This window comes from Saccharothrix algeriensis (assembly GCF_016907655.1).
In the GTDB taxonomy this organism is placed as follows: domain Bacteria; phylum Actinomycetota; class Actinomycetes; order Mycobacteriales; family Pseudonocardiaceae; genus Actinosynnema; species Actinosynnema algeriense.
This window is the reverse complement of the sequence record NZ_JAFBCL010000001.1, coordinates 4855443-4879532: the sequence shown is the minus strand read 5'-3', so window position 1 is coordinate 4879532 and position 24090 is coordinate 4855443. Positions and strand designations below refer to the sequence as shown.

Annotated in this window: 20 protein-coding genes; 6 read left to right on the top strand and 14 right to left on the bottom strand. The window is 73.8% G+C overall.

Annotated features, from left to right (window positions below; translation table 11 throughout):
- Nucleotides 1-69 precede the first annotated feature (69 nt).
- The 3 genes from JOE68_RS32275 (at nt 70) to JOE68_RS22380 (ending at nt 3619) form a co-directional block, all read left to right on the top strand.
- Entirely contained in the window at nt 70-2358 is a 2289-nt protein-coding gene (locus JOE68_RS32275) for a helicase-associated domain-containing protein (RefSeq protein ID WP_204844246.1), read from the top strand.
- Between the two features lie 199 nt (nt 2359-2557).
- Nucleotides 2558-3289, top strand: coding sequence for a hypothetical protein (locus JOE68_RS22385; protein ID WP_204844245.1), 732 nt, complete (start codon nt 2558-2560; stop codon nt 3287-3289).
- 165 nt (nt 3290-3454) lie between these two features.
- Nucleotides 3455-3619: a hypothetical protein gene (locus tag JOE68_RS22380; protein WP_204844244.1), complete on the top strand. Its 165-nt coding sequence runs from the start codon at nt 3455-3457 to the stop codon at nt 3617-3619.
- Here JOE68_RS22380 and JOE68_RS22375 read toward each other — a convergent pair.
- Nucleotides 3606-3788, bottom strand: coding sequence for a DUF397 domain-containing protein (locus JOE68_RS22375; protein ID WP_204844243.1), 183 nt, complete (start codon nt 3786-3788; stop codon nt 3606-3608). The genes JOE68_RS22380 and JOE68_RS22375 overlap by 14 nt on opposite strands.
- 16 nt (nt 3789-3804) lie before the next feature.
- Complete coding sequence (locus JOE68_RS22370; RefSeq protein ID WP_204844242.1) at nt 3805-4665, bottom strand: helix-turn-helix domain-containing protein; 861 nt, start codon at nt 4663-4665, stop codon at nt 3805-3807.
- Between the two features lie 107 nt (nt 4666-4772).
- On the opposite strand from JOE68_RS22370, the gene JOE68_RS22365 reads away from it, so the two are divergent.
- Complete coding sequence (locus JOE68_RS22365; protein ID WP_204844241.1) at nt 4773-4973, top strand: hypothetical protein; 201 nt, start codon at nt 4773-4775, stop codon at nt 4971-4973.
- A 50-nt stretch (nt 4974-5023) separates the two neighbouring features.
- Here the strand turns inward: JOE68_RS22365 and JOE68_RS22360 are convergent, their stop codons facing one another.
- From JOE68_RS22360 to dctA, 3 genes are all read right to left on the bottom strand, one after another.
- Complete coding sequence (locus JOE68_RS22360; RefSeq protein WP_204844240.1) at nt 5024-6529, bottom strand: glutamate synthase subunit beta; 1506 nt, start codon at nt 6527-6529, stop codon at nt 5024-5026.
- A complete protein-coding gene (gltB, locus tag JOE68_RS22355; protein WP_204844239.1) occupies nt 6522-11060 on the bottom strand; it encodes a glutamate synthase large subunit in 4539 nt (1512 codons plus the stop codon). Before gltB ends, JOE68_RS22360 begins: the two co-directional genes overlap by 8 nt.
- A gap of 641 nt (nt 11061-11701) precedes the next feature.
- On the bottom strand, nt 11702-13072 hold the full coding sequence (dctA, locus tag JOE68_RS22350) for a C4-dicarboxylate transporter DctA (RefSeq protein WP_204844238.1): 1371 nt from the start codon (nt 13070-13072) through the stop codon (nt 11702-11704).
- Between the two features lie 137 nt (nt 13073-13209).
- Between dctA and JOE68_RS22345 the strand changes: the two genes are divergently transcribed.
- The gene (locus tag JOE68_RS22345) at nt 13210-14133 is read left to right on the top strand and encodes a TAXI family TRAP transporter solute-binding subunit (RefSeq protein ID WP_307819814.1); all 924 of its coding nucleotides are present in this window, start codon (nt 13210-13212) and stop codon (nt 14131-14133) included.
- Between the two features lie 12 nt (nt 14134-14145).
- On the opposite strand, the gene JOE68_RS22340 is transcribed toward JOE68_RS22345, so the two are convergent.
- Entirely contained in the window at nt 14146-15516 is a 1371-nt protein-coding gene (locus tag JOE68_RS22340; protein WP_204844237.1) for a sensor histidine kinase, read from the bottom strand.
- Nucleotides 15517-15665: 149 nt separating this feature from the next.
- On the opposite strand from JOE68_RS22340, the gene JOE68_RS22335 reads away from it, so the two are divergent.
- Entirely contained in the window at nt 15666-16196 is a 531-nt protein-coding gene (locus JOE68_RS22335) for an AMIN-like domain-containing (lipo)protein (RefSeq protein ID WP_204844236.1), read from the top strand.
- Nucleotides 16197-16203: 7 nt separating this feature from the next.
- Here JOE68_RS22335 and JOE68_RS22330 read toward each other — a convergent pair whose 3' ends face one another.
- The 8 genes from JOE68_RS22330 to JOE68_RS22295 all read right to left on the bottom strand — a co-directional run bounded on the left by JOE68_RS22330 (nt 16204) and on the right by JOE68_RS22295 (nt 23956).
- Nucleotides 16204-16872: a response regulator transcription factor gene (locus tag JOE68_RS22330; RefSeq protein WP_204844235.1), complete on the bottom strand. Its 669-nt coding sequence runs from the start codon at nt 16870-16872 to the stop codon at nt 16204-16206.
- 5 nt (nt 16873-16877) lie between these two features.
- A complete protein-coding gene (lgt, locus tag JOE68_RS22325) occupies nt 16878-18107 on the bottom strand; it encodes a prolipoprotein diacylglyceryl transferase (protein ID WP_204846232.1) in 1230 nt (409 codons plus the stop codon).
- A gap of 35 nt (nt 18108-18142) precedes the next feature.
- Nucleotides 18143-18697 (bottom strand): Uma2 family endonuclease, encoded by a 555-nt coding sequence (locus JOE68_RS22320; protein WP_239562318.1) that lies wholly within the window; start codon nt 18695-18697, stop codon nt 18143-18145.
- Between the two features lie 150 nt (nt 18698-18847).
- Nucleotides 18848-19630 carry a tryptophan synthase subunit alpha gene (trpA, locus tag JOE68_RS22315; RefSeq protein ID WP_204844234.1) on the bottom strand — a complete coding sequence of 261 codons (783 nt, stop codon included), beginning with the start codon at nt 19628-19630 and terminating at the stop codon, nt 18848-18850.
- Entirely contained in the window at nt 19627-20850 is a 1224-nt protein-coding gene (trpB, locus tag JOE68_RS22310; protein ID WP_204844233.1) for a tryptophan synthase subunit beta, read from the bottom strand. Before trpB ends, trpA begins: the two co-directional genes overlap by 4 nt.
- Nucleotides 20851-20862: 12 nt before the next feature.
- On the bottom strand, nt 20863-21672 hold the full coding sequence (gene trpC, locus JOE68_RS22305; protein ID WP_204844232.1) for an indole-3-glycerol phosphate synthase TrpC: 810 nt from the start codon (nt 21670-21672) through the stop codon (nt 20863-20865).
- 216 nt (nt 21673-21888) lie between these two features.
- Nucleotides 21889-22326, bottom strand: coding sequence for a Trp biosynthesis-associated membrane protein (locus JOE68_RS22300; protein WP_204844231.1), 438 nt, complete (start codon nt 22324-22326; stop codon nt 21889-21891).
- Between the two features lie 76 nt (nt 22327-22402).
- Nucleotides 22403-23956, bottom strand: a complete 1554-nt coding sequence (locus JOE68_RS22295; RefSeq protein WP_204844230.1) for an anthranilate synthase component I — start codon at nt 23954-23956, stop codon at nt 22403-22405.
- Between the last annotated feature and the right edge of the window lie 134 nt (nt 23957-24090).

Sequence of the window (24090 nt, the reverse complement as noted above, 5' to 3'; positions counted from 1 at the left end):
GCCGGGGCCATTCAGACGCCTTATCGCGGGGAATGACCGTCTGGTCACGGGCTGTGCATAATCACCCGGGTGGGCAGGGACTCGGCACTGGTGGACTGGTTGCGGGGGCTGGACGCCGCCGACCTCCGGGACGTCCTCGCGCTGCGCGCGGACGCGGCGGTCGGCAACCCCTGCTCCCTGCCCGCGCTGGCCGACGCGCTGAGCACGCCGTCGTCGCTGCGGGCGGCGGTGGACGGCCTGGACCGCGCGTGCCGGGACGTGCTGGGCGCGGTGCTGCTGCTGGGCGCGGGCGCGAGCACCGGCTCGGTGGCGCAAGCCCTGCGCTGCAACGGGAAGACCGCGCGGGCCGAGCTGAAGCGGGCGCTGGCGCGGCTGCGGGCGCGCGCCCTGGTGTGGCCGGAGGGCGAGCGGCTGCGCGCGGCGGCCGGGTTGCGCGCGCCGGACGGCGAGCCGCCCGAACGACTCGCGCTCCCGCCGCGCGCGCCTCGCCGGGCCGTGCGGGGCGACGGGTTCGCCGACCGCGCCGCCGCCGGACCGGCGCTGTCCACAGTGGACGGCGTGACCAGGCTGGTCGGGTTCTGCGACAGCGAAGTCGTGGCCGCGCGCAACGGCGTCGGGGTGCGGGAGCTGCGGCGGATCGCGGGGGTGCTGCGCACCGGCGAGGCGCACGTGCGGCTGTGGTTGGAGCTGGCGGTGGGGGCGCGGCTGCTCGCGGTCGCCGTGGACGACCGGCGGGTGCTGCCGACCACCGCCTCGGACGGCTGGCTCGGCGCGGCGCCCGCGGATCGGCTGGTGCAGCTGGCGACCGCGTGGCCGCTGATGGCGTGGCCGCCCGCGAAGACCCGGCCGGCCCTGACCGGGCAGGCGGCCGACCGCGGCGGCGCGACCCGGCGGGGCGTGCTGCGGCGGCACGCGGAGCTGGGGGCGGGCGAGGCGTTCGAGCACCGGCACGAGGTGGTGGCGGACCTGGCGTGGTCGTGCCCGGCCGTGCACGGGCCGGCCGACGCGGAGGCGGCGCTGGCGGAGGCCGAGGCGGTCGGGCTGGTGGCGTTGGGGGCGTTGACCTCGTTGGGGCGCGCCGTGCTGGCCGGTGTGCCGGGCGGCGCGGCGGTGGCGCGGTGCGGTGCGGGCGCGGAGGCGGGTCCGGGCGCGGGGGCCCGGGCGGACGCGGTGGCCCTCCTGCCGGGTGGCGCGGCGGTGGGCCCGTCGGCGGGTGCGGCGGGCTTGCCGGTGAGCGCAGCGGCGGGCTTGCCGGCCGGCTTGTCGATGGGTGCGGCGGCGGGCCTGTCGACGGGCTTGCCGGGTGGTGTGGCGGTGGGCGTGTCGGCGGGCTTGCCGGGTGGTGTGGCGGTGGGCGTGTCGGCGGGCTTGTCGGCGGATGCGGCGACGGGCTTGCCGGATGGTGTGGCAGTGGGTTTGCCGATGGACGCCGTGATGGGCGTTCCGGCGGGTGCGGTGGCGTTCGTGCCGCCCGCCGCGTCGACGGTGGACCTGCGCCCCGACCTGACCGCCGCGGTGGCGGGGCTGCCGAGCCGGGAGCTGGGCGCGGTGCTGGACCTGAGCGCCGACCGGGTGGCGGGCGGGTGGCGGTTCAGCGGTGGCAGCGTGCGGCGGGCGCTGGACGCCGGGCACGCGCCGGGCGAGGTGCTGGCGCGGCTGGCGGAGGTAGCCGAGCACGGCGTGCCGCGGGCGCTGGAGCACCTGGTGCACGAGGTCGCGCGGCGGCACGGCGGGCTCAGCGTCACGGCGGTGGGCTGCTGCGTGCGCGCCGACGACCCGCAGCTGCTGGCCGAGATCGCGCGGCACCCCTCGTTGACCGCGCTGGGCCTGCGACCGCTGGGCCCGACCGTGCTGGCGTCGGAGCGCCCCGCCGACGAGACGCTGGCCCTCCTGCGGACCGCCGGCTACACCCCCGGCGCCGCGGCGGCCGACGGGAGCCCGGTGGTGCGGCGGGCGCCCCGCCGCCGCGTCGAACCGGCCCGCACGCCGCCGTGGCGGCCGTGGCGACCCCCGCTGACCGACCGGGAGCTGACCGGGCTGGCCGCGGCGCTGGCGGAGCGCGAGCGGCCGGCGCCGGAGGCCGTGCCGCCGCGCACGCGGTCCCGCCGGCTCGACGCCGCGCGGCTGCTGCGCGACCAGTCGCTGGTGCTGCGCGACTCCGAAGTGGTGCTGCTGGCCGACGCCCTGGTCACCCGGAGCGCGGTGGAGATCGCCGTGGCCAAGGGGCCGCGCACGACGATCCGCCACGTGATCACCCCGGTGGACCACGCGTCGGGCAGCCTGACCGCGAACGGCCCGCACGGCGAGTCCCGCCAGTTCCTGGTGGGCCACATCCGCTCGGTGCGACCGGTCCGCTAGGCGGCTCCACCATTCGGTCCAATTGGTCCGGTCGGTCCACGGCAAGTGGTCCCGGTCCGCAAAAATAGGCTCCGGGAAGCGCTTTTCATCACGGATCGCGCTCGCCCGGCCGCGCTGCGAAACGAGTGATGTGGGGCGGCGGCCAGCCGGGTACGTTCCCGTTCGACGGCGCCGGTCCGGCCGAACCGAGGTGATGCGCGTGTTCACTCGCAGACAGTTGCTGGCCGCCGGGCCCGCGGTGCTCGCGACAGCAGGTGCCGCCGCACCGCTGACGTCCTGCGCCGCGGCCCCCGCCGCCGCGCCCGCCGCGCAGGCGGGGGCCGCCGTGGCGGGCGCGGGCGTGGTGGGCGCCTGGCTGAAGGTGCTCGGGGACGAGATCAGGGCCGAGATCGCGGGCAAGTTCGTGGAAGGCGCGAACTGGGTGTTCGAGGAAGCGTGGAAAGCCTGGCACGAGCCCACCGTGAAAGAGGCGAAGAAACAGGCCCACGAGGGTTTCGGGTACATGAGCACCACCGTGTACGGGCACATCATCCCGGGCACGACGCTGGTTTCCTTCGCGCCCGACAGCACGGCGGACGCGACGCGCGACCGCCTCGGGTGCATCCGCGACTCGGGCGAGGCCATCGCACTGGAGAACTGGGCCTGGAAGGCGATCCTCGCCTTCCTCAGGCAGGAACTCGGCGACAAGGAGGGCAACGACCGGCTGCACCTGCTCCAGTTGTTGGTCAAGACCCTGATGCCGCACGGTGCGGCGGTGCCGGGCACGACGCCCAAGGGCACCGTGAGCTGGGTCGGCTACCCCGCCTCGGACGGCGACGTGGAGATCGTGAAGTTCGCCGACGCCGGCAAGCCGAAGGTCACCGTCACCGCGACCGGCTACTACCACCAGACCCCCGGCACGCCCACGAAGCTGACCTTCGACCTGGTGTGAGCGCGTCCCGCGCGACCGGGCCGCGATGTCGTGCCCGTGCGCCATGATGCCCCCCATGCCACTGGACTTCGACCGCTACCGAGCCGAGATCGTCACCCAAGCCGAGTTGCTGAGAGGACACGTCGATGGAGCAGACCCCGCCCTGGGCGTGCCGAGTTGTCCCGAGTGGACGTTGGGGCGACTACCGGCACCACGACGGCGGTCGCGGTCTGCGGCGCGCTGACCGACCTGCTGCTGACCGTGTACCGCCGCCGCGGCGCGGACGTGCTGGACGTCCACGGCGACCGCGACCTGCTCGACTTCTGGCTGGACCGCGTCAGCTTCGGCTGAACCGCCCGCCCTTGGCGGCCGTCAGGAACCGACCGAACCCGACCGGGCTCATGCGCAGCAGGCCACCACCCGGAGCCTTGCTGTCCCGGACGACCACGACGGCCGCCAAGCGCCCCACCTCGACGCAGTTGTTGCCGTTGTCCCCGCTGTAGCTCGACTTGCGAAACATCCGTTGCCTCCGCGCACTAGCTGTACTCAGAGGCAACCTTACGCATGAAACGCCTCGTCTCCTCGAATCCCAGAGAAGCACCGGTCAGCCGTGCCCACTGTCCGTCGAGCGTGGCGACGACCTTCTTGTCGTCGATGTAGCGGACCTCCGCCTGGTTCTCGGTGTAGGCGAACTCCAACGGCCCTGCGACCCCTGGTGACGGAATGCGCAGCAACACGAATCCATCTCGGATGGAAGTCGCTTGCAGCAGCGTCTTGAACGGCAGCACCTGAAGCCTGATGTTGGGCAGCTTGGAAAGCTTGATCATGTAGTTGATCTGCTCCCTCATCACCTCGGGCGCGGCGTACTGCCTGCGGAGCGCCGATTCGGAGATCACGAAGGCGACCTGCGGCGGGTCCGGCTTGTAGAAGATGTCCTGCCTCACCAACCTCGCCTTGACCCTCGCGTCCAAGTCCCGGTCGTCATCGACGTGGGAGTAGAGCGCCTGGATGAAGCGCTCGCACTGCAACAGGCCGGGCGGCACCTCGCTCTCCACCGTGCGGATGAGGTCGCAGTGCTCCTCAAGGTCGATCATCGTCCGGAACTGCTCGGCGTACATGCTGCGCACACCGGTCCACATGCCGCGCTGACCGCTGCCTCTCCGCAACTCCATCAACGTGTCGATGTGGGCCTGGTCGGTCACCCCGAAGCCCTTGAGCAAGAGGAGCAGGTCCCCCGGCGTGATGCTCGACTGCCCGGCCTCCAACTCCGTCAGCTTGGTCTGAGTCCGCTCGATCAACGCCGCCGCCTGCGCCTGGGACATGCCCGCCTGACCCCTGAGATAGGCAATCTCCTTGCCTAGCAACAGCTTCTTTGTCGTCGGGGTGACCTTCGCCATGACCCAACCCTAGTCGCATCCACCTGCACGGACATCACTCGATCAGGCGAGTACTGCAGATCCAATTATTGGAATACGGTGATGTCACCTTCGAGCTAGGAGTTGCCATGGGCACAGGGGTAGAGGTCGACTCGTTCGTCCAGGTCGAGGACGACTGCACCATCAGGATCGAGCAACTGCACAGCAGCTACACGCACCTGCGCATCGGCGGCGGCGACACCGGGTTGACGTTGTCGCTCACCGAAGGCGCGCTCAAGAAGCTCGCGAGCAAGGCCGCCGAAGCCCTGGGCCCCGGCGAACCGGTGTGACCACCGGCGGGGACCGCCCGCGATCGGCGGGCGGTCCCCGGGCAGCGCGGTCAGACCACCGCGAGCGGCAGCTGGTTGGGGATCACCGGGGACGGCAGGTCGGACGACCCGGTCAGGTACCGGTCGACCGCGTTGGCCACCGAGCGGCCCTCCGCGATCGCCCACACGACCAGCGAAGCGCCCCGGTGCGCGTCGCCGCACACGAACACGCCCGGCGCCTGCGTCTGCCAGTCCGACCCGCACGAGATGGTCCCCCGCGCGGTCAGGTCGATGCCCAGCCCGCCCAGCAGCGGCATGTGCTCGACGCCCTCGAAGCCGATCGCCAGCAGGACCAGGTCCGCCGGCAGCTCCTCGACCTCCTCCGACAGCGGCACGACGACCCGCCGCCCCGCCGCGTCCCGCTCCACCCGCACCTTGCGCAGCCTGATCCGCCGCACGTGGCCGTCCTCGTCGCCGACGAACGACTCCACCGCGACCGCGAACCTCCGCTCCCCCGCCTCCTCGTGCGCGGGGTAGGTGCGCAGGACCCACGGCCACACCGGCCACGGCGAGCGCTCGTCGTCGCGCCGCGCCGGGGGCTGCGGGTACTGGTCGAGCTGGAGCACCGACGCCGCGCCCTGCCGGGCGGCCGTGCCGTAGCAGTCCGCGCCCGTGTCGCCGCCGCCGATGATCACCACGTGCTTGCCGGCGGCGTCGATCGCCGGTGCGCCGTCGCCCTCGCAGGCGCGGTTGGCGGGCACCAGGTGCTCCATGGCCAGGTGGATGCCCGCCAGCTCGCGGCCGGGCGTCGTGGTGTCGTCGCGACCGCGCAGGGCGCCCACGGCCAGCACCACCGCGTCGAACCGCTCGCGCAGCTCCTCCACCGCCAGGTCGACGCCGACCTCGCAGCCGGTGACGAACTTCGTGCCCTCCCGGCGCAGCTGGGCCAGCCGCCGGTCGAGGACCTTCTTCTCCATCTTGAACTCGGGGATGCCGTAGCGCAGCAGGCCGCCGAGCCGGTCGTCGCGCTCGTAGACCGTGACCTCGTGGCCGGCCCTGGTCAGCTGCTGCGCCGCCGCCAGCCCCGCCGGGCCCGACCCGACCACGGCCACGCGCTTGCCCGACGCCACGTGCGACTGGGTGGGCCGGACCAGGCCCTGGTCCCAGGACACGTCCGCGATCGCCTGCTCCACGCGCTTGATCGCCACCGGGCCGCCCGCGTCGTGGCTGATCGACAGCACGCACGCCGCCTCGCACGGCGCGGGGCACAGCCGGCCGGTGAACTCGGGGAAGTTGTTGGTGGCGTGCAGGCGCTCGGAGGCCAGCGCCCAGTCGCCCCGGCGCACCAGGTCGTTCCACTCGGGGATCAGGTTGCCCAGCGGGCAGCCCGCGGAACCGGAGTGGCAGAACGGGACGCCGCAGTCCATGCAGCGCGTCGCCTGGGTCCTGACCTGCGCGTCGCGGGTCTCCGGGTCGAGGTCGCGGTAGACCTCGCCCCAGTCCGAGAGCCGCTCGGCGGCCGGGCGCTTCTCGGCGTCGGCGCGGTCGTGCCTGAGGAAGCCGTACGGGTCAGCCACGGGAAGCCTCCATGATCGCCTGGTCGACGTCCCGGCCCTCCGCGCGGGCGAGCCTCATCGCTTCGAGCACGCGCTGGTAGTCGCCGGGCATGACCTTGGTGAACGACGCGGACCGCCGGGGCCAGTCGCCGAGCAGCGACGCGGCCACGGCCGACCCGGTGAGCCGGTGGTGGCGCTCCACCACCTCGCGCAGCCAGCGCAGGTCTTCCGCGCCGGGCCGCTGCAGCTCGACCATCGCCCGGTTCACCGAGGCGGGGTCGAGGTCGAGCACGTAGGCGATGCCGCCGGACATGCCCGCCGCGAGGTTGCGGCCGGTCGGCCCGAGCACCACCGCGCGCCCGCCGGTCATGTACTCGAACGCGTGGTCGCCCACGCCCTCGGCGACCGCCAGCGCGCCGGAGTTGCGCACGCAGAACCGCTCCCCGACGCGCCCGCGCAGGAAGATCTCGCCGCCGGTCGCGCCGTAGCCGATGACGTTGCCCGCGATGACCTGCTGCTCGGCGGCGAACGGCGCGTCCGGGTGCGGGCGCACGACGATCCGCCCGCCGGACAGGCCCTTGCCGACGTAGTCGTTGGCGTCGCCGATCATCTCCAGCGTGACGCCGCGCGGGACGAACGCGCCCAGCGACTGGCCGGCCGACCCGGTGAACGTCACGTGGATGGTGTCGTCGGGCAGGCCGTCGCCGCCGAAGCGCCGCGTCACCTCCGCGCCCAGCAGCGTGCCGACCGTGCGGTTCACGTTGCGCAGCGGCAGTTCCAGCCGCACCGGGTGGGCGTCCTCCAGCGCCGCCTCGGCGAGCTGGATCAGCGTGCGGTCCAGGGCCTGCGCCAGGCCGTGGTCCTGGTCGCGGACCCGCCGCTTCGCCGTGCGGTAGGGCGTCTCCGGCACCGCGAAGACCGGCGTGAGGTCCAGGCCGGCGGCCTTCCAGTGCTCCACCGCCAGGTCGGTCTCCAGCAGCTCGGCGTGGCCGACGGCCTCGTCGACGGTGCGGAAGCCCAGCGCCGCCAGGTGTTCCCGGACCTCCTGCGCGACGAACCGGAAGAAGTTCACCACGTGGTCGGCCTGCCCGGTGTAGCGCTCGCGCAGCTCGGGGTTCTGGGTGGCGACGCCGACCGGGCAGGTGTCCAGGTGGCACACCCGCATCATCACGCAGCCGGCGACGATCAGCGGCGCGGTGGCGAAGCCGAACTCCTCCGCGCCCAGCAGTGCCGCCACCACGACGTCGCGGCCGGTGCGCAGCGCGCCGTCCACCTGGACGGTGATGCGGTCGCGCAAACCGTTGAGCAGCAACGTCTGCTGGGTCTCGGCGAGCCCGACCTCCCACGGCGTCCCGGCGTGCTTGAGGGAGTTCAGCGGCGACGCGCCGGTGCCGCCGTCGTGGCCGGAGACCAGCACGACGTCCGCGTGCGCCTTGGCCACGCCCGCCGCGACCGTGCCGACGCCGACCTCGCTGACCAGCTTGACGTGCACGCGGGCCCGCTCGTTGGCGTTCTTCAGGTCGTGGATGAGCTGGGCCAGGTCCTCGATGGAGTAGATGTCGTGGTGCGGCGGCGGGGAGATCAGGCCCACGCCCGGCGTGGAGTGCCGGGTCCGCGCGATCCACGGGTAGACCTTGTAGCCGGGCAGCTGGCCGCCCTCGCCGGGCTTCGCGCCCTGCGCCATCTTGATCTGGATGTCGCTGGCGTTGACCAGGTACTCGCTGGTCACGCCGAACCGGCCGGACGCGACCTGCTTGACCGCGGACCGGCGCTCGGGGTCGTGGAGGCGCTCGGGGTCCTCGCCGCCCTCGCCGCTGTTGGACCGGCCGCCGAGCCGGTTCATCGCGATGGCCAGGGTCTCGTGCGCCTCGGCGGAGATCGAGCCGTAGGACATGGCGCCGGTGTTGAACCGCTTGACGATCGACGACACCGGCTCGACCTCGTCGAGGGGCACCGGCTCGCGGTCGGCCTTCAGCGCGAACAGCCCGCGCAGCGTGCCGCCCTGGCGCGCCAGGCGCTCCACCTCCGCGGTGTAGCGGCGGTAGACCTCCTCGCGGCCGGTCTTCGTGGCGTGCTGGAGCAGGAACACCGTCTCGGGCGTGAACAGGTGCAGCTCGCCCTCGCGGCGGTAGGCGTACTCGCCGCCGACCTCCAGCCTGCGGTGCACGCGGTCGGTGGGGTTGTCCGGGTGCGCCCGGCGGTGGCGCAGCGCGACCTCCTCGGCCAGCACGTCGAGCCCCGCGCCGCCGAGCTTGGACACCGTGCCGGTGAAGTACTCGGCCAGCAGGTCCCCCGACAGGCCGACGGCCTCGAAGACCTGGGCCGCGGTGTACGCGCCGACGGTGGAGATCCCCATCTTGGACATGATCTTCAGGGTGCCCTTGACCAGGGCCGTCACGTAGTTGCGCACGGCGCGGCGCGGCTCGATGCCGGTGATCGCGCCCTGGGCGATCAGGTCCTCGATCGTCTCGAACGCCAGGTAGGGGTTCACCGCCGCCGCGCCGTAGCCGAGCAGCGCGGCGATGTGGTGCACCTCGCGGGCGTCGCCGCTCTCCACGACCAGCGCGACCCGGAGGCGCTCCTTGGTGCGCACCAGGTGGTGGTGCACGGCGGAGACCAGCAGCAGCGACGGGATCGGCGCCAGCCGGTGGTCGGAGTCCCGGTCGGACAGCACCAGGGTGCGCGCGCCGGCCGCGATGGCCTCGGACGCCTCGCGGCGGACGCGCTCGACGGCCGCGGCCAGCGCCGCGCCGCCGCCGTCCACCTCGTACAGTCCACTCAGGACGGTGCAGGCGAAGCCGGGGAGGTCGCCGTCGTCGTTGATGTGGATGAGCTTGGCCAGCTCGTCGTTGTCGATCACCGGGTAGGACAGCTTGATGTGCCGGCAGCTGACCGGTCCGGGTCGCAGCAGGTTCTGCTCCGGCCCCATCACCCGGGAGACCGACGTGACGATCTCCTCGCGGATCGCGTCCAGCGGCGGGTTCGTGACCTGGGCGAAGTTCTGCACGAAGTAGTCGTAGAGCAGGCGGGAGCGCTGGGACAGCGCGGCGACCGGCGTGTCGGTGCCCATGGAGCCCAGCGGCTCGGCCCCGGCGACCGCCATCGGGGCGAGCAGGACGCGCAGCTCCTCCTCGGTGTAGCCGAACGTGAGCTGGCGGCGCACCACCGACTCGTGGCTCTGCACCACGTGCTCGCGGTCGGCGAGGTCGGCGAGGTCGAGCAGGCCCGCGTGCAGCCACTCGTCGTAGGGCAGGTCGTCGGCGAGGCGGGACTTCACCTCGTCGTCGTCCACCAGGCGGCCCTGCGCGGTGTCCACCAGGAACATCCGGCCGGGCTGGAGGCGGCCCTTGGCCACCACCCGGTCGGGCGCGACGTCGAGCACGCCGGTCTCCGACGCGAGCACCACCCGGCCGTCGGCGGTCTGCCACCACCGGGCGGGCCGCAGGCCGTTGCGGTCCAGCACCGCGCCGACCAGCGAGCCGTCGGTGAACGTGACGCAGGCCGGCCCGTCCCACGGCTCCATCAGGGACGCGTGGAACTCGTAGAACGCCCGCCGCTTCGGGTCCATCGAGGCGTGGTTCTCCCACGCCTCGGGGATCATCATCAGCACGGCGTGCGGCAGCGACCGGCCGCCCAGGTGCAGCAGTTCCAGCACCTCGTCGAACGACGCCGAGTCCGAGCCCTCCGGGTCGCAGATCGGGAACAGCCGGGACAGGTCACCGGGGATGAGGTCGGAGGCCAGCAGCGCCTCCCGCGCCCGCATCCGGTTCCGGTTGCCGCGCACGGTGTTGATCTCGCCGTTGTGCGCGACGTAGCGGAACGGGTGCGCCAGCGGCCAGGACGGGAACGTGTTGGTGGAGAACCGCGAGTGCACCAGGGCGATGGCGCTGGCCAGCCGCTCGTCGCGCAGGTCGGGGAAGAAGACCGGCAGCTGGCCGGTGGTCAGCATCCCCTTGTAGACCAGGGTGCGGGCGGACAGCGACGGGAAGTAGGCGCCGACCTGGGCGGCGACGCTCTCGCGCTCGACCCGCTTGCGCAGGACGAAGGTGAGGCGGTCGAGGTCCACACCGGACCGGGGCTCGCCGTCGGCCCGGACGAACAGCATCGCGAAGTGCGGCATGACCGATCGCGCCGTCGGGCCGACGTCGGCCGCCACCGGGTCCACCGGCACGTCGCGCCAGCCCAGCACGCGGAGGCCCTCCTCCTCGGCGATCCGCTCCGCAAGCGCTTGCGCCTTGCCGCGGTCGGCCTCGTCGGCGGGCAGGAACGCGATGCCGGCCGCGTAGGAGCCCTCGGGCGGCAGCTCGAAGCCCGCCACCGAGCGCAGGAACGCGTCCGGCAGCTGCACCAGGATGCCGGCGCCGTCGCCGCTGGTCGGCTCGGCGCCGGCGGCCCCGCGGTGCTCCAGGTTCGCGAGCGCCGTCAGCGCGTCGACGACGATGGCGTGCGAGCGCCGCCCCGCGATGTCGGCGACCATCGCCACACCGCAGGCGTCGCGCTCCGCGGCCGGGTCGTACAGCCCCTGCGGGGCCGGGATGGCGGAGAAGATCACTGCGCAGACCTCCTTCGTCGTCCGGTGAAAGACGAGTCCTCGTGTCCAGTTACTGGGAATCCGGTTTCTGGGCACGGGACGACGATGGCCCGCGTGTTGACGCGACTTTAACAGCCGCGAAACCGGGGCACACCATCCGGCGAGTGATCCCGGTCATGAACGCGTAACGATTCAGGCGGGCTGGGCGACAGTGACGCCGGCCTTGTCACGCGTTGTTCAGCATAACCGAGTGGCGGGCCCGGTGCGCCCTGGTGAGAGCTTGCGAACAACCCCACGAACGGGTGACCGCAGCCACGCGGTCCGGCTTCGGGTACGCGCAGGTGGGAGTCGTGCGGCCGGGTCGGGACCGCCCGTCCGGCGAGGTCGCGCGGGTCGCGCGGGGTCACGCGGGGTCTTCGACCGCATCGGGCGACCGCAGCTCCCGGGCGACCGGACGCCGGGCGCCGCCGGACGCCGCTTCGGGTCACCGAGCGTCACCGCGGACTGCCGGGCGCCGTCCGACGCGACCGCCCGCACCCCGGTTATCGACCGTTACCCCGCGCCGCCGACGAGCGCCCCGCGCCGGCCGGCCGTCGCCCCGCGCGGCGAACCCGCAGCTCCACCGGCGCGGGAGTGGAGCTGCGGGCGCCTTCGGGGCGGTCCTAGCGGGAGCCCGCGCCGACCGGCGCCTGCTCCTCGGTCGAGTCGTCGCCGTGCCGGTGGTCCATCAGCGCGTCGACGTCCACGTGGGTCGGGTCGTCGAGCACCTCCCTCAGCCGCTCCCGGTCCAGTTGGCCCTGCCAGCGGGCGACGACGAGGGTGCCGACGCCGTTGCCGATGACGTTGGTGATGGCCCGCGCCTCGGACATGAACCGGTCGATGCCGACGATCAGCGCGATGCCCACCGCCGGGATGGCGCTGTCGGCCTCGAAGGCGGCCAGCGACGCCGCCAGCGTCACCAGCCCCGCGCCCGTCACGCCCGCCGCGCCCTTGGACGCCAGCAGCATGAACAGCAGCAGCCCGACCTGCGTGCCGAGGCCGACGTCGTGCCCGGTCGCCTGGGCGATGAAGATCGCGCCCATGGTGAGGTAGATGCACGTGCCGTCGAGGTTGAACGAGTAGCCGGTCGGGATCGTCAGGCCCACCACCGACTTGTCCGCGCCGGCCGCCTCCAGCTTCACCAGCATCCGGGGCAGCACCGACTCCGAGGACGAGGTGCCCAGCACGATCAGCAGCTCGTCCTTGAGGTAGCGCAGGAACTTGAAGATCGAGAACCCGGCGGACAGCGCGACCGCGCCGAGCACGACCAGGACGAACAGCAGGCACGTCGCGTAGAACGACCCCATCAGCCAGGCGAGCTTGCCCAGGATCGTGCCGCCGAACCTGCCGATGGTGTAGGCGATCCCGCCGAACGCGCCGATCGGCGCGGCGTACATGACGATCCTGATGACGCCGAACATGACCTTGGCGACGGTGTCGAGCGCGGACACCACCCGCCGGCCCCGCTCGCCCATCCCGGCCACCGCGACGGCGACCAGGATCGCCACCAGCAGCACCTGGATGAGCTGCCCGTCGGTGAACGCGCCGACGAACGACCTGGGCACCAGGCCGAGGACGAACCCGGTAACGCCGGTCTCGGCGGTCCTGGCGTCGGCCAGCGTCTTGGCCGCCGCCTCGTCGTTGATCGGGATCGGCGGGCCGTGGTGGCCCGGCTGCACGACGTTGACCACGACCAGGCCGATCACCAGCGCGACGGTCGTCATCGCGGTGAAGTACAGGATCGTGCGCAGCGCCAGGCCGCCCGCCCGGGCGAGGTTGCCCAGGCCCGCGATGCCGACCACGACCGTGCAGAAGATGGTCGGCGCGATGACGACCTTGACCAGCGCCACGAAGAGGTCCGCCAGCCACTTCAGGCCCGACGCCTGCGCGGGGAACGCGTAGCCGACGACCACCCCCAGCACGATCGACACCAGCACCCAGAAGTACAGGCGCCGGTAGACCGGTGTGCGCTCACGGGTCGGCGCGGTGACCACGTCTCCTCCAAGGGCCGGGGCTTCGCCGGTGATCCCGGGCACAGCGATCCTGGGCACGGCCGCCGGCCGCGACAAGGCGGGCGGCGGAAACTTCAGGTCCCCCTGACGTAACCGCCCGCCGGGGCTACCCTGCCGGCGTGCCGGTGCCCCGACGCTCGCTGCTGCTCGCCGCCCTGGCGACGGGCGCGTGCACGTCCTCGCGGCCCGGGCCGCCGGCCGAGCTGGTGCTGGCGACCGGCCCGGACGGGGCGGTGTTCCGGGAGGTCGGCGGCGCGCTGGCGCGGGCCCTGGCGGACCGGTTGCCGGGCACGCGGGTCGTCGCGCGGCCGACCGGGGCGTCGGTGGAGAACGTCCGGCTGCTCGTCGACGGCTCCGCCCACCTGGGCCTGTCCTCCCTGGACCCGCTGTTCGAGGCGCCGCTCGACGCCGACGACCCGGGCGGGATCAGCGCCGTCGGGCGGCTGTACGACAGCTTCCTGCAGGTCGCGGTGCCGGCGGGCGCGCCGGTGCACCGGCTCGCCGACCTCGCCGGGCGGCGGGTGTCCTTCGGCCCGTCCGAGTCCGGCACCGAGTTCACCGCCACCCGGCTGCTGGACCTGCTGGGGGTGCGGGTGGACGCGCGGCGGATGGCGCACGCCGAGGCGGCGCGGCAGCTGGCGGCCGGGTCGATCGACGCGCTGGTGGCGCTGACCGGCATCCCGACGCCCGCGATCAGCGGCCTGCTCGGCGCCTTCCCGGTCCGGCTGCTGGACCTGCCGGCGGAGGCCGAGCTGCTGGCCGACGCCCACCCCGGGCCGTACGCGCCGGCGACGATCCCGGCGACCACCTACGGGGCGCTGGGGCCGTGCCGGACGTTCGCCGTGCCGAACCTGCTGCTGGCCCGCAGCGCCCTGGACGCGTCCGTGGTGGAGGTGGTGACGCGGACGGCGTTCACCGAGTCCGCGCGCATCGCCGCCGGGCACCCGGAGGCCGGGCGGATCAACGTGCGGACCGGCATCGCCACCGGCAAGGTGCCGCTGCACCGGGGCGCGGAGCGCTGGTTCCGCTCGGTGAAGCGCTGACCGGCGGCCCCGCTACGCGCCCAGGGCACCGGCCCGGAGGGTGACCACGGCGTCCAGGCCGTGCGGTTCGACCGGCCGGAGCGCCAGCTCGCCGCCCGCGCTCGCGATCAGCTCGGCGCAGATCGCCAGCCCCAGGCCCGTCCCCGGGGTGTTCTGGTGGCGCGGCGCGCGCCAGAACCGCCGCGGCGCCGACGCGCGCTCCGCCTCGCCCAGCCCCTCGCCGTCGTCGGTGACGTGCAGTTCGACCACGTCGCCCGCCGGGCGGCCCCACACCCTGATCCGGGTGGCGCCGGACAGCCGGACGGCGTTGCCGACCAGCTCGTCCAGCACGCTGCCCAGCCCGCCGGGCGGCTCCAGCACCCGCAGGCCGCCGGGCACCTCGACGTCGAACCGGACGTCCCCGGCCAGCGCCCGCCAGCCGGGGACGTGGGCGGCCAGCAGCGGGTCGACCTCCACCGGCTCGGCGGCGCAGGCGCTGTCCAGGCGGGTCGCGGCCAGCAGGGCGTCCAGGACCCGGCCCATCTCCTCGGCCTCGTCGGCCGCGATGCGCTGCGCCTCCCGGCCCGCGTCGCCGGTGACGTGCGGCGCCAGGTTGTCCACCGCCAGGCGCAGGCCGGCCAGCGGGTTGCGCAGCTGGTGGGAGGCGTCGGAGACGAACGCGCGCTGGCGGCGCAGGGCGCGGCCCACGACGTCGACCATGGCGTTGAACGAGGCGGCGAGGCGGCGCAGCTCCGGCGGGCCGCCCAGCTCGTCGGCGCGGACGTCCAGCTCGCCGCCGGCCACGGCGGCGGTCGCCTCGTCCAGCACCCGGACCGGCCGCAGCACCCACCGCGACATCGGCCACGCCACCGCCACCACGCCTAGCGCCGGCGCCAGCCCGATCAGCGCGAGCAGGCCCCACTGGCGCAGGATCGCGCGGCGCAGGCCCCCGGTCGGCGAGACGGTGACCACGGCGGCGACCACCTCGCTGTCCCGCCCGACCGGCTCGACCACCACCAGGTCCACCTCCTCCCACGGCCAGACCGACCGGTCCGCCTCGCCCCGGTAGCCGCTGAACGCCGCGTCGAGCCCCGCCCGGACGCCCGGGTCGGTGAGGCGGAGGTCCGGGCGCGAGCTCTCCAGGACCCTGCGGTCCGTGCCGACCAGGGCGGCGGCGATGCCGTAGAGCCGGTCGTAGCGGACCAGCTCGTCGCGCAGGGCGGTGCGGCGGCCGGAGGCGAGGGCGTTCTCGGCCAGGGACGCGAAGCGGCCGGCGTCGCCCAGGCGGTCGAGGTAGGTCTCCCGGCTCTCCCCCTGCACCACGGCGAACGCGAGCGGCACGCCCAGGGCGGCCACCAGCGCCACCAGCAGCGGCACGATCAGCACGAGCAGTCGGCGCAGCATCACACCTCGTCAGGGGTCGGGGCCATCGTGCCGGCCCGGCGGGCGCGACCGCCCGGGTTCCTGCGCGGAAGCGGCCCGGGGCGCGTGAAGCCTGTGGTGTGATGGCTGTCACCGGGTCATCCCGGTGCGAGTGTGAGGGGGAAGTGACAATGATCCGACGAATCGCGGTGTCGGTCTTCGCTCTGATCTCGGCCCTGGTGGTCGTGGTGGCGCCCGCGGCCTCGGCCGCGCCCGCCGCCTGCGCGGTCGACTGGGGCTCGCTGGAGAAGAGGAACCCGCCGACCACCAGGGGCAACCTGGTCGACATCAGGTCCGGGCAGCAGGACTGCTACGACCGGCTGGTGTTCGACTTCCGCGGTGAGAACGACGGGTACATCGTCCGGTACGTGGACGAGGTCCACGAGGACCCGACCGGGCGGCCCGTGCCGCTGCGCGGCGGGGCCAAGCTGCTGGTCATCGCCGAGTCGCCGGCCTACGACGACAACGGCAACCCCACCTACACGTACCCGAACCGGGACGAGCTGGTCGACGTGACGGGGTACGCCACGTTCCGCCAGGTCGCCTGGGCCGGGTCGTTCGAGGGGCAGACCTCGGTCGGGCTCGGCGTGCGGGCCCGCCTGCCGTTCCGGGTGTTCACGCTGCCCGGTCGGCTCGTGGTGGACGTCGCCCACAGCTGGTGAACCCGCGTCAGGGGTGGGCTGCCACCCGGTAGCCCACCCCGCGGACCGTCTCGATCCGCACGGCGTCGCCCAGCTTGCCGCGCAGCGCGGCGATGTGGGTGTCGAGCGTGCGCGAGGGCGCCTCCCAGTGCGCCTGCCACACCTGGTCCACGATCAGGTCCCGGCTGACCACCGTGCCCGCCCTGGCCACGAGCAGGGCCAGCAGGTCGAACTCCTTGCGGGTCAGCGCGACCGGCTCGCCGCCGACCGCGGCCTCGCGGGTCGCCGGGTCGAGGGTGAGCGGCCCCAGCACCACCCGGTGCGGGTGCTGCCCGGCAGCGCGGGCGGCCCGGGTCCGGCGCAGCACCGCCTCCACGCGCGCCAGCAGCTCGGCCGTGCCGAACGGCTTGACCACGTAGTCGTCGGCGCCCGCGCGCAGCCCGAGCACCCGTTCCCGCTCCTCGCCGCGCGCGGTCACCGCGATGACCGCCGTGCCCGGCCGGCGGCGCAGCTCGCGCAGCACCTCCAGGCCGTCCCCGTCGGGCAGGCCCAGGTCCAGCAGCACGACGTCGGCGGGCGGGGCGGTCACCGCGTCGGCGGCCGTCGCCACCCGGTGCACCTCGTAGCCGGCGTGCCGGAGGGCGGTCAGCAGGCCGCGCGCCACCCGGTCGTCGTCCTCGACGACGAGGACGCGCATCGGCCCTACTCGCCCCGGCTGTCGCTCGACCTGGGCTCGGGCGCCGCGGTGGGGTCGGTCCTGGCGTCGGCCCCGGCCCTCGCCTCGCCGGCGGCGGCCCCGGAGCCCTCGTCCTCGGGGTCGTCCTCGGGGTCGGCAGCCGCTGGCCCGGTCGCGGTGGTGCTCCTGGCGGCGGTCGCCCCGGCGGCCGTTGCTCCGGCAGCGGTCGCTCCGGCGGCCGTTGCTCCGGCAGCGGTCGCTCCGGTGGCCGTTGCTCCGGTGGTCGTCGCTCCGGTCGCGGTGGTTCCGACAGCGGTCGCCCCCGCGGCAGTGGCTCCGGTGGCAGCAGCCCCGGTGCCGGTGGCGCCCGTGGTGTCGCCGTCCTCCGTCGGGGTGTCACCGCGCACGATCACCTCGCGCCCGCCCCTCTTCGCGGCCAGTACGAAGTACACCAGCGCGCCGAGGAATACCACCACCGACGTGAGGACGTTGATGCGCTGCCCGAACACCTGCGTCGCCGGGTCGGTCCGCATCAGCTCGATCCAGAACCGGCCCGCCGTGTAGCCGGCGACGTAGAGCGCGAACACCCGCCCGTGCCCGAGCCGGAACTTCCGGTCGGCCCACACGATCAGCAGCGCCACGCCCAGGTTCCACAGCAGCTCGTACAGGAACGTCGGGTGCACGACGTCGATCGGCGTGTGGTCCAGCGCCACGCCGGTCAGGTCGTCCTTCAGCCCCGTCTGCGGGTCGACCCGCTCGTAGATCTCCAGCCCCCACGGCACCGTGGTGGACCCGCCGTAGAGCTCCTGGTTGAAGTAGTTGCCGAGCCGGCCGACGGCCTGCGCCACGACGATGCCCGGCGCCACGGCGTCGGCCATGGCGGGCAGCGGGATGCCGCGGCGGCGGCACGCGATCCACGCGCCGACGGCGCCGAGCGCGATGGCGCCCCAGATGCCCAGGCCGCCGTTCCAGATGGCGAGGGCCTCCCACGGGTTCTTGCCCTCGCCGAAGTACTTGTGCCAGTCCGTCGCGACGTGGTAGAGCCGACCACCGATCAGCCCGAACGGCACGGCGAACACCGCGATGTCGGTGACCTCGCCCTTCACCCCGCCCCGCGCCACCCAGCGCCGCTCGCCCCACCAGATGGCGACGACGATGCCGAGGATGATGCACAACGCGTAGGCGCGGATCGGGATCGGCCCCAGCTGCCACACACCCCGGTCGGGGCTGGGGATCGTCGCGAGGAAAGTCGTCACCACGCCGACCACCGTAGTGGGTGGGCCGACCGGGCCTACGGCGACAGCTCGATTGTTACCGGGTAGGGGTGGAGCAGCTTGAGCACACCAGCCTCACTGCGCGCCACCTCGACGTACTCCCCCGCCACCAACTCGAACAACGTCGCCGCGACCACCACGTCCTTCGGGTCGACCACCAGGTAGAACGGCACCCCCGCCTCGGCGTACCGCTGGCGCTTGACCCCGTAATCCTTGAACCTGGTGCTCGGCGACACGACCTCGCCGACGAGGGCCAGCTCTCCGACGGGGAAGAGCAGGCCCTTGAACCCGGGCCGCTTCGTCACCGTGAAGTCGGAGATCAGCAGGCCGCCGTCCGGCAGTCCCACGTTCAGCTCGACGGTGGCCTGGTACTCGGGAGGGCAGGCTGACCGCAGTGCGGCGTAGGCGTCGCCGATCAGCGACTGGTGGTGGCTCGTGCCGAGCGGGCTCACGATGAGCGACCCGTCCACGAGTTCCACCCGTTGCGAGTCGTCCTCGGGCAGCGCGAGGACGTCCTCCAACGTCCAAGTGCCCGTGTGCTTCGGCAGCAGGTAGTCGGCCGGCACCATCATGGCGCGTCACCTCCGGGGAGCACCGGGACACCCCGGCGTCGTGCGTCGGACAGGGAGTGGGCTTGGTCATGGACCCACCCTGCCGACGGACACCGACAATTCCGGGGCCCGGTCAGGGCCCCGGACGTCGGTTCACCCGATGGTGCGAGGTCAGACCGGGGTGGTGGCGCGGACGCCCGCCGCCAGTTCGACGGCCAGCGCCGACACGGTGTCGTCGCGCACGGCCGTCACGAAGGCCGAGCCCACGATCACGCCGTCCGCGAACCCCGCCAGCTGCGCCGCCTGCGCGCCCGACCGGACGCCCAGGCCGACCGCCACCGGCAGGTCGGTGTGCTCGCGCACCCGCGCGACCAGCGCCGGGGCCGCCGACGACACCGCGTCGCGCGCCCCCGTCACGCCCATCACCGACGTCGCGTACAGGAACCCGCTCGACGCCCGCGCCGTCAGGTCGATGCGCTCCTCGGTCGAGGACGGCGCCACCAGGAAGACCCGGTCCAGGTCGTGCTCCTCCGACGCGGCCAGCCACTCCTGCGCCTCGTCCGGCACCAGGTCGGGCGTGATCAGGCCCAGCCCGCCCGCCGCCGCGAGGTCGCGGGCGAAGGCGTCCACCCCGTACCTCAGCACCGGGTTCCAGTACGTCATCACCACCGCGCGCCCGCCGGCCGCGGACACCGACTCGACCACGTCGAACAGGTCGCGCACCCGGAACCCGCCGCGCAGCGCCTCCTCCGCGGCCACCTGGATGGTCGGGCCGTCCATCACCGGGTCGGAGTAGGGCAGGCCCACCTCGACCAGGTCGCACCCGGACGCCACCATCGTCCGCAGCACGTCCTTGGAACCCTCCACCGACGGGTAGCCGGCGGGCAGGTAGCCGATCAGCGCCGCCCGCGACTCCGACCGGCACCCGTCGAACACCTCGGCGAGCCTGCTCATGACCCCGCTCCCAGTCCGAACCACTCGATCGCCGTGTCCATGTCCTTGTCGCCCCGGCCGGACAGGTTCACCACGATCAACCCCTCCGGACCCAGCTCACGGCCCAGGACCAGCGCGCCGGCCAGCGCGTGCGCCGACTCGATGGCCGGGATGATGCCCTCGGTGCGGGACAGCAGCGCGAACGCCTCCATGGCCTCCGCGTCGGTCACCGGCCGGTACTCGGCGCGGCCGATGTCCTTCAGGTGCGCGTGCTCGGGGCCCACGCCGGGGTAGTCCAGGCCGGCCGAGATGGAGTGCGCCTCGGCGATCTGGCCGTCCTCGTCCTGCATCACGTACGACATCGCGCCGTGCAGCGACCCCGGCGTGCCCACGGTCAGCGTCGCGCCGTGCCGGTCGGTGTCGATGCCGTCGCCGCCCGGCTCCAGGCCCACCAGGCGCACCGACGGGTCGTCGATGAAGCCGTGGAAGATGCCGATCGCGTTCGACCCGCCGCCCACGCACGCCGCGACCACGTCCGGCAGCCGCCCGGCCTGCTCCAGGACCTGCGCGCGGGCCTCGACGCCGATCACCCGGTGGAAGTCGCGGACCAGCACCGGGAACGGGTGCGGGCCCGCCGCCGTGCCGAGCAGGTAGTGCGTGTCGTCCACGTTGGCGACCCAGTCGCGCAGGGCCTCGTTGATCGCGTCCTTCAGCGTGCGCGAGCCGGTCTTCACCGGGATGACCTCGGCGCCCAGCAGCCGCATCCGGGCCACGTTGAGCGCCTGCCGCTGGGTGTCGACCTCGCCCATGTAGATGACGCAGTCCAGGCCCATCAGCGCGCACGCCGTGGCGGTCGCGACGCCGTGCTGGCCCGCGCCGGTCTCGGCGATGACGCGCTTCTTGCCCATCCGCTTGGTGAGCAGCGCCTGGCCCAGCACGTTGTTGATCTTGTGCGAGCCGGTGTGGTTCAGGTCCTCGCGCTTGAGGAACACCCGCGCCCCGCCGGCGTGCGCCCCGAACTTGGCCGCCTCGGTGAGCAGCGACGGCCGGCCGGCGTAGTCGCGCAGCAGGCGGAAGAACTCCTCCAGGAACTCGGGGTCGATGCGGGCCTTCTCGTAGAACGCCGCCAGCTCGTCCACCGCGGCGATGAGCGCTTCCGGCATGTACCGGCCGCCCCACGGCCCGAAGTGGCCCCGCTCGTCGGGGTCGTGGGGTGTCGGCGCCAACTGGCCGGGCGACATGCGCTTGCTCCCTTACCGGCTCGGCCGGGGACAGGCGGGGTGCGAGCCCGCCGTCACCAGCTTGTTCACCGCGACCTTGGGGTCGCCGCTCGTCACGAGTGATTCTCCGACCAGGACCGCGTCCGCGCCCGCTCCCGCGTAGGCCATCAGGTCGCCCGGCCCGGTCACCCCGGACTCGGCGATCTTGATGGTCTCGAAGGGCAGGCCGGGCGCGATCCGGCCGAACACGTCCTTGTCCACTTCCAGGGTGTGCAGGTTGCGCGCGTTCACGCCGATGACGCTCGCGCCCGCCTCCAGCGCGCGGTCGGCCTCCTCGGCGGTGTGCACCTCCACCAGGGCCGTCATGCCCAGCGACTCCACCCGGTCCAACAGCGACACCAGGGCGTTCTGCTCCAGCGCCGCCACGATCAGCAGGACCAGGTCGGCGCCGTGCAGGCGCGCCTCGTGCACCTGGTACGGGCTGACGATGAAGTCCTTGCGCAGCAGCGGCACGTCGACCGCGGCGCGGACCGCGTCGAAGTCGGCCAGCGAGCCGCCGAAGCGGCGCTGCTCGGTCAGCACGCTGATCACCCGCGCGCCGCCCGCCTCGTACTGCGCGGCCAGCTCCGCCGGCTCCGGGATCTCGGCCAGCGCGCCCTTGGACGGGCTGCGCCGCTTGACCTCGGCGATCACGCCCACGCCCGGCGACCGCAGGACCGACATCACGTCCCGGGGCGGCGCCACCTTCGCGGCCCGCTCCCTGAGCACCTCGAAGGGCAGTCCCGCCTCACGCGCGGCGAGGTCCTCGCGGACCCCCTCGATGATCGACTCCAGCACGGTCATCCGAGCACCTCGCCCGTGTCCGCCAGCCCGTCCGGTCCGTCCAGTCCGCCCAGTCCGCTCGCAAGCTCCCGCACGTCATGCTCCCCTTCCCGCCACGAGGATGCTAACCCCGACACGGACCGCATCCGGCCACCGGGTAGTCCCGTTCGCGCAGATGACCGGGGTCCTTCCGAGTCGACGTGCGCAAACGTGCGCCGCCGGGCGGCCGGTGCCGGCTCAGTCCCGTTCGGTGGGGTCGTCGCCGCGCTCCAGCGCGTTCCACAGCTCGCGCTCGGGATCGGCGCTGCGCCTGGCCGCGCCGGGCGTCTGGTAGCCGCCGCCCAGGCGGGGCAGCGACGAGCCCCGCGCGACCAGCAGCAGCCCCGCGCCGAGCACGAGGACCCCGCCGACCGCGGCGAGGGCGTGGCCGGGCAGGGCGCCGGGGCCCGTCGCGCCGAGGAACAGCGCCGCGCCGCCCGCCGCGGCCACGACGACGCCCAGCGCGCGCCGCGCCCAGCCGCCCAGCGCGGCCACGGCGGCGATCGCCGCGAGGCACAGCAGCGCCAGCGGCACCAGCGCCGGCGCCACCTCGTCGCCCACCCGGTCCGCCGCGGCGTCCCAGACCAGCCGCGAGGAGCCCCACAGCGCGGCCGAGCCGAGCAGCAGCGACAGCACGACCGTCCAGAGTGGACGGCTGCCCCGGCGGCCACCCCGACGACCGCCCGCCCGGCGGGCGGGCCCGGGGTGCGGCTCAGACACGGGCCCGGTCCACCACCGGGGGCACGCTCTGCGACAGGGTCCCGGCCGTCGCGATCGCCGACAGGACCGCGCCCGCCTTGTTCAGGCACTCGTTGTCCTCGGCGACCGGGTCGGAGTCGGCCACGATGCCGCCGCCCGCCTGCACGTAGGCGACGCCGCCGCGGACCAGCGCGGTGCGGATGGCGATGGCGGTGTCCGCGTCGCCCGCGAAGTCCAGGTAGCCCACGACGCCGCCGTAGAGGCCGCGCCGGGTCGGCTCCAGCTCCTCGATCAGCTCCATCGCGCGGGGCTTGGGCGCGCCGGACAGCGTCCCGGCCGGGAAGCACGCGGCCACGGCGTCGAACGCGGTGCGGCCCTCGGCCAGCTCGCCGCTGACCGTGGACACGATGTGCATGACGTGGCTGTAGCGCTCGACCTTGAAGAAGTCGACCACCGTCACCGAGCCCGGCTTGCACACCCGGCCCAGGTCGTTGCGGCCCAGGTCGACCAGCATCAGGTGCTCGGCGCGCTCCTTGTGGTCGGCCAGCAGGTCCTTCTCCAGCAGCGCGTCCTCCTCCTCGTCCACCCCCCGCCAGCGGGTGCCCGCGATGGGGTGCGTGGTGGCCTTGCCGTCGCGCACGGTCACCAGCGACTCGGGGCTGCACCCGACGATGTCGAAGTCGTCCAGCCTCAGCAGGTACATGTACGGGCTGGGGTTGGAGGTGCGCAGCACGCGGTAGACGTCCAGCGCGTCGGCGTCGGTGCGCATCTCGAAGCGCTGGGACAGCACGACCTGGAACGCCTCGCCGGCCCGGATGGCCTCCTTGGCCTTCTCCACGACCGCGTGGTGCTCCTGCTGGGACCGCCTGCGCACGAACTCCGGCTTCGGGCGGGAGAACACCGCGACGGTGGGCGGCGCGGGGCTCTGCAGGTCCTGCGTCATGCGGTCCAGGCGGGCCAGGGCGTCGTCGTAGGCGGCGTCGACGCGCTCCGCCGAGTCGTCCCAGTTGATCGCGTTGGCGATCAGCGTGACGGTGCCCTCGTGGTGGTCCAGCGCGGCGAGGTCGGTGGCCAGCAGCATCACCAGCTCGGGGACCCGCAGGTCGTCCTCGGCGAGGTCGGGCAGCTTCTCCAGGCGGCGCACGGCGTCGTAGCCGATGTAGCCGACCATGCCGCCGGTCAGCGGGGGCAGGCCGGGCAGCGGGTCGGTGCGCAGCACCTCGATCGTCTCGCGCAGGGCGAGCAGCGGGTCGCCGCCCTCGGGCAGGCCCACGGGGTGCGAGCCGGTCCAGTACGCCTCGCCGCCGGTCGCGGTGAGGGCGCCCGCGCTGCGCGCGCCGACGAACGACCAGCGCGACCACGAGCGGCCGTTCTCGGCGGACTCGAACAGGAACGTGCCGGGGCGGTCCGCCGCGAGCTTGCGGTAGAGCCCCACGGGGGTCTCCGCGTCCGCGAGCAGCCTGCGCACCACCGGGATGACCCGCCGCTGCGCGGCGAGTTCGCGGAACTCCTCGCGCGTCGGGCTGACCTCGCCCAGACCCGCGCCTGCACCGATGACGCTCACCATGGGGCTCATTCTGCCGTGCGCCCTCCGGCGGCCTCCGGCCACCGACCCGTGGGACGTCGGCGGCGCGGGCCCGGTCACGGGCGGTGACAATTTTTTCATCAAACGTTGAAAAAGCCGCCGAGGTGCCTCATGAT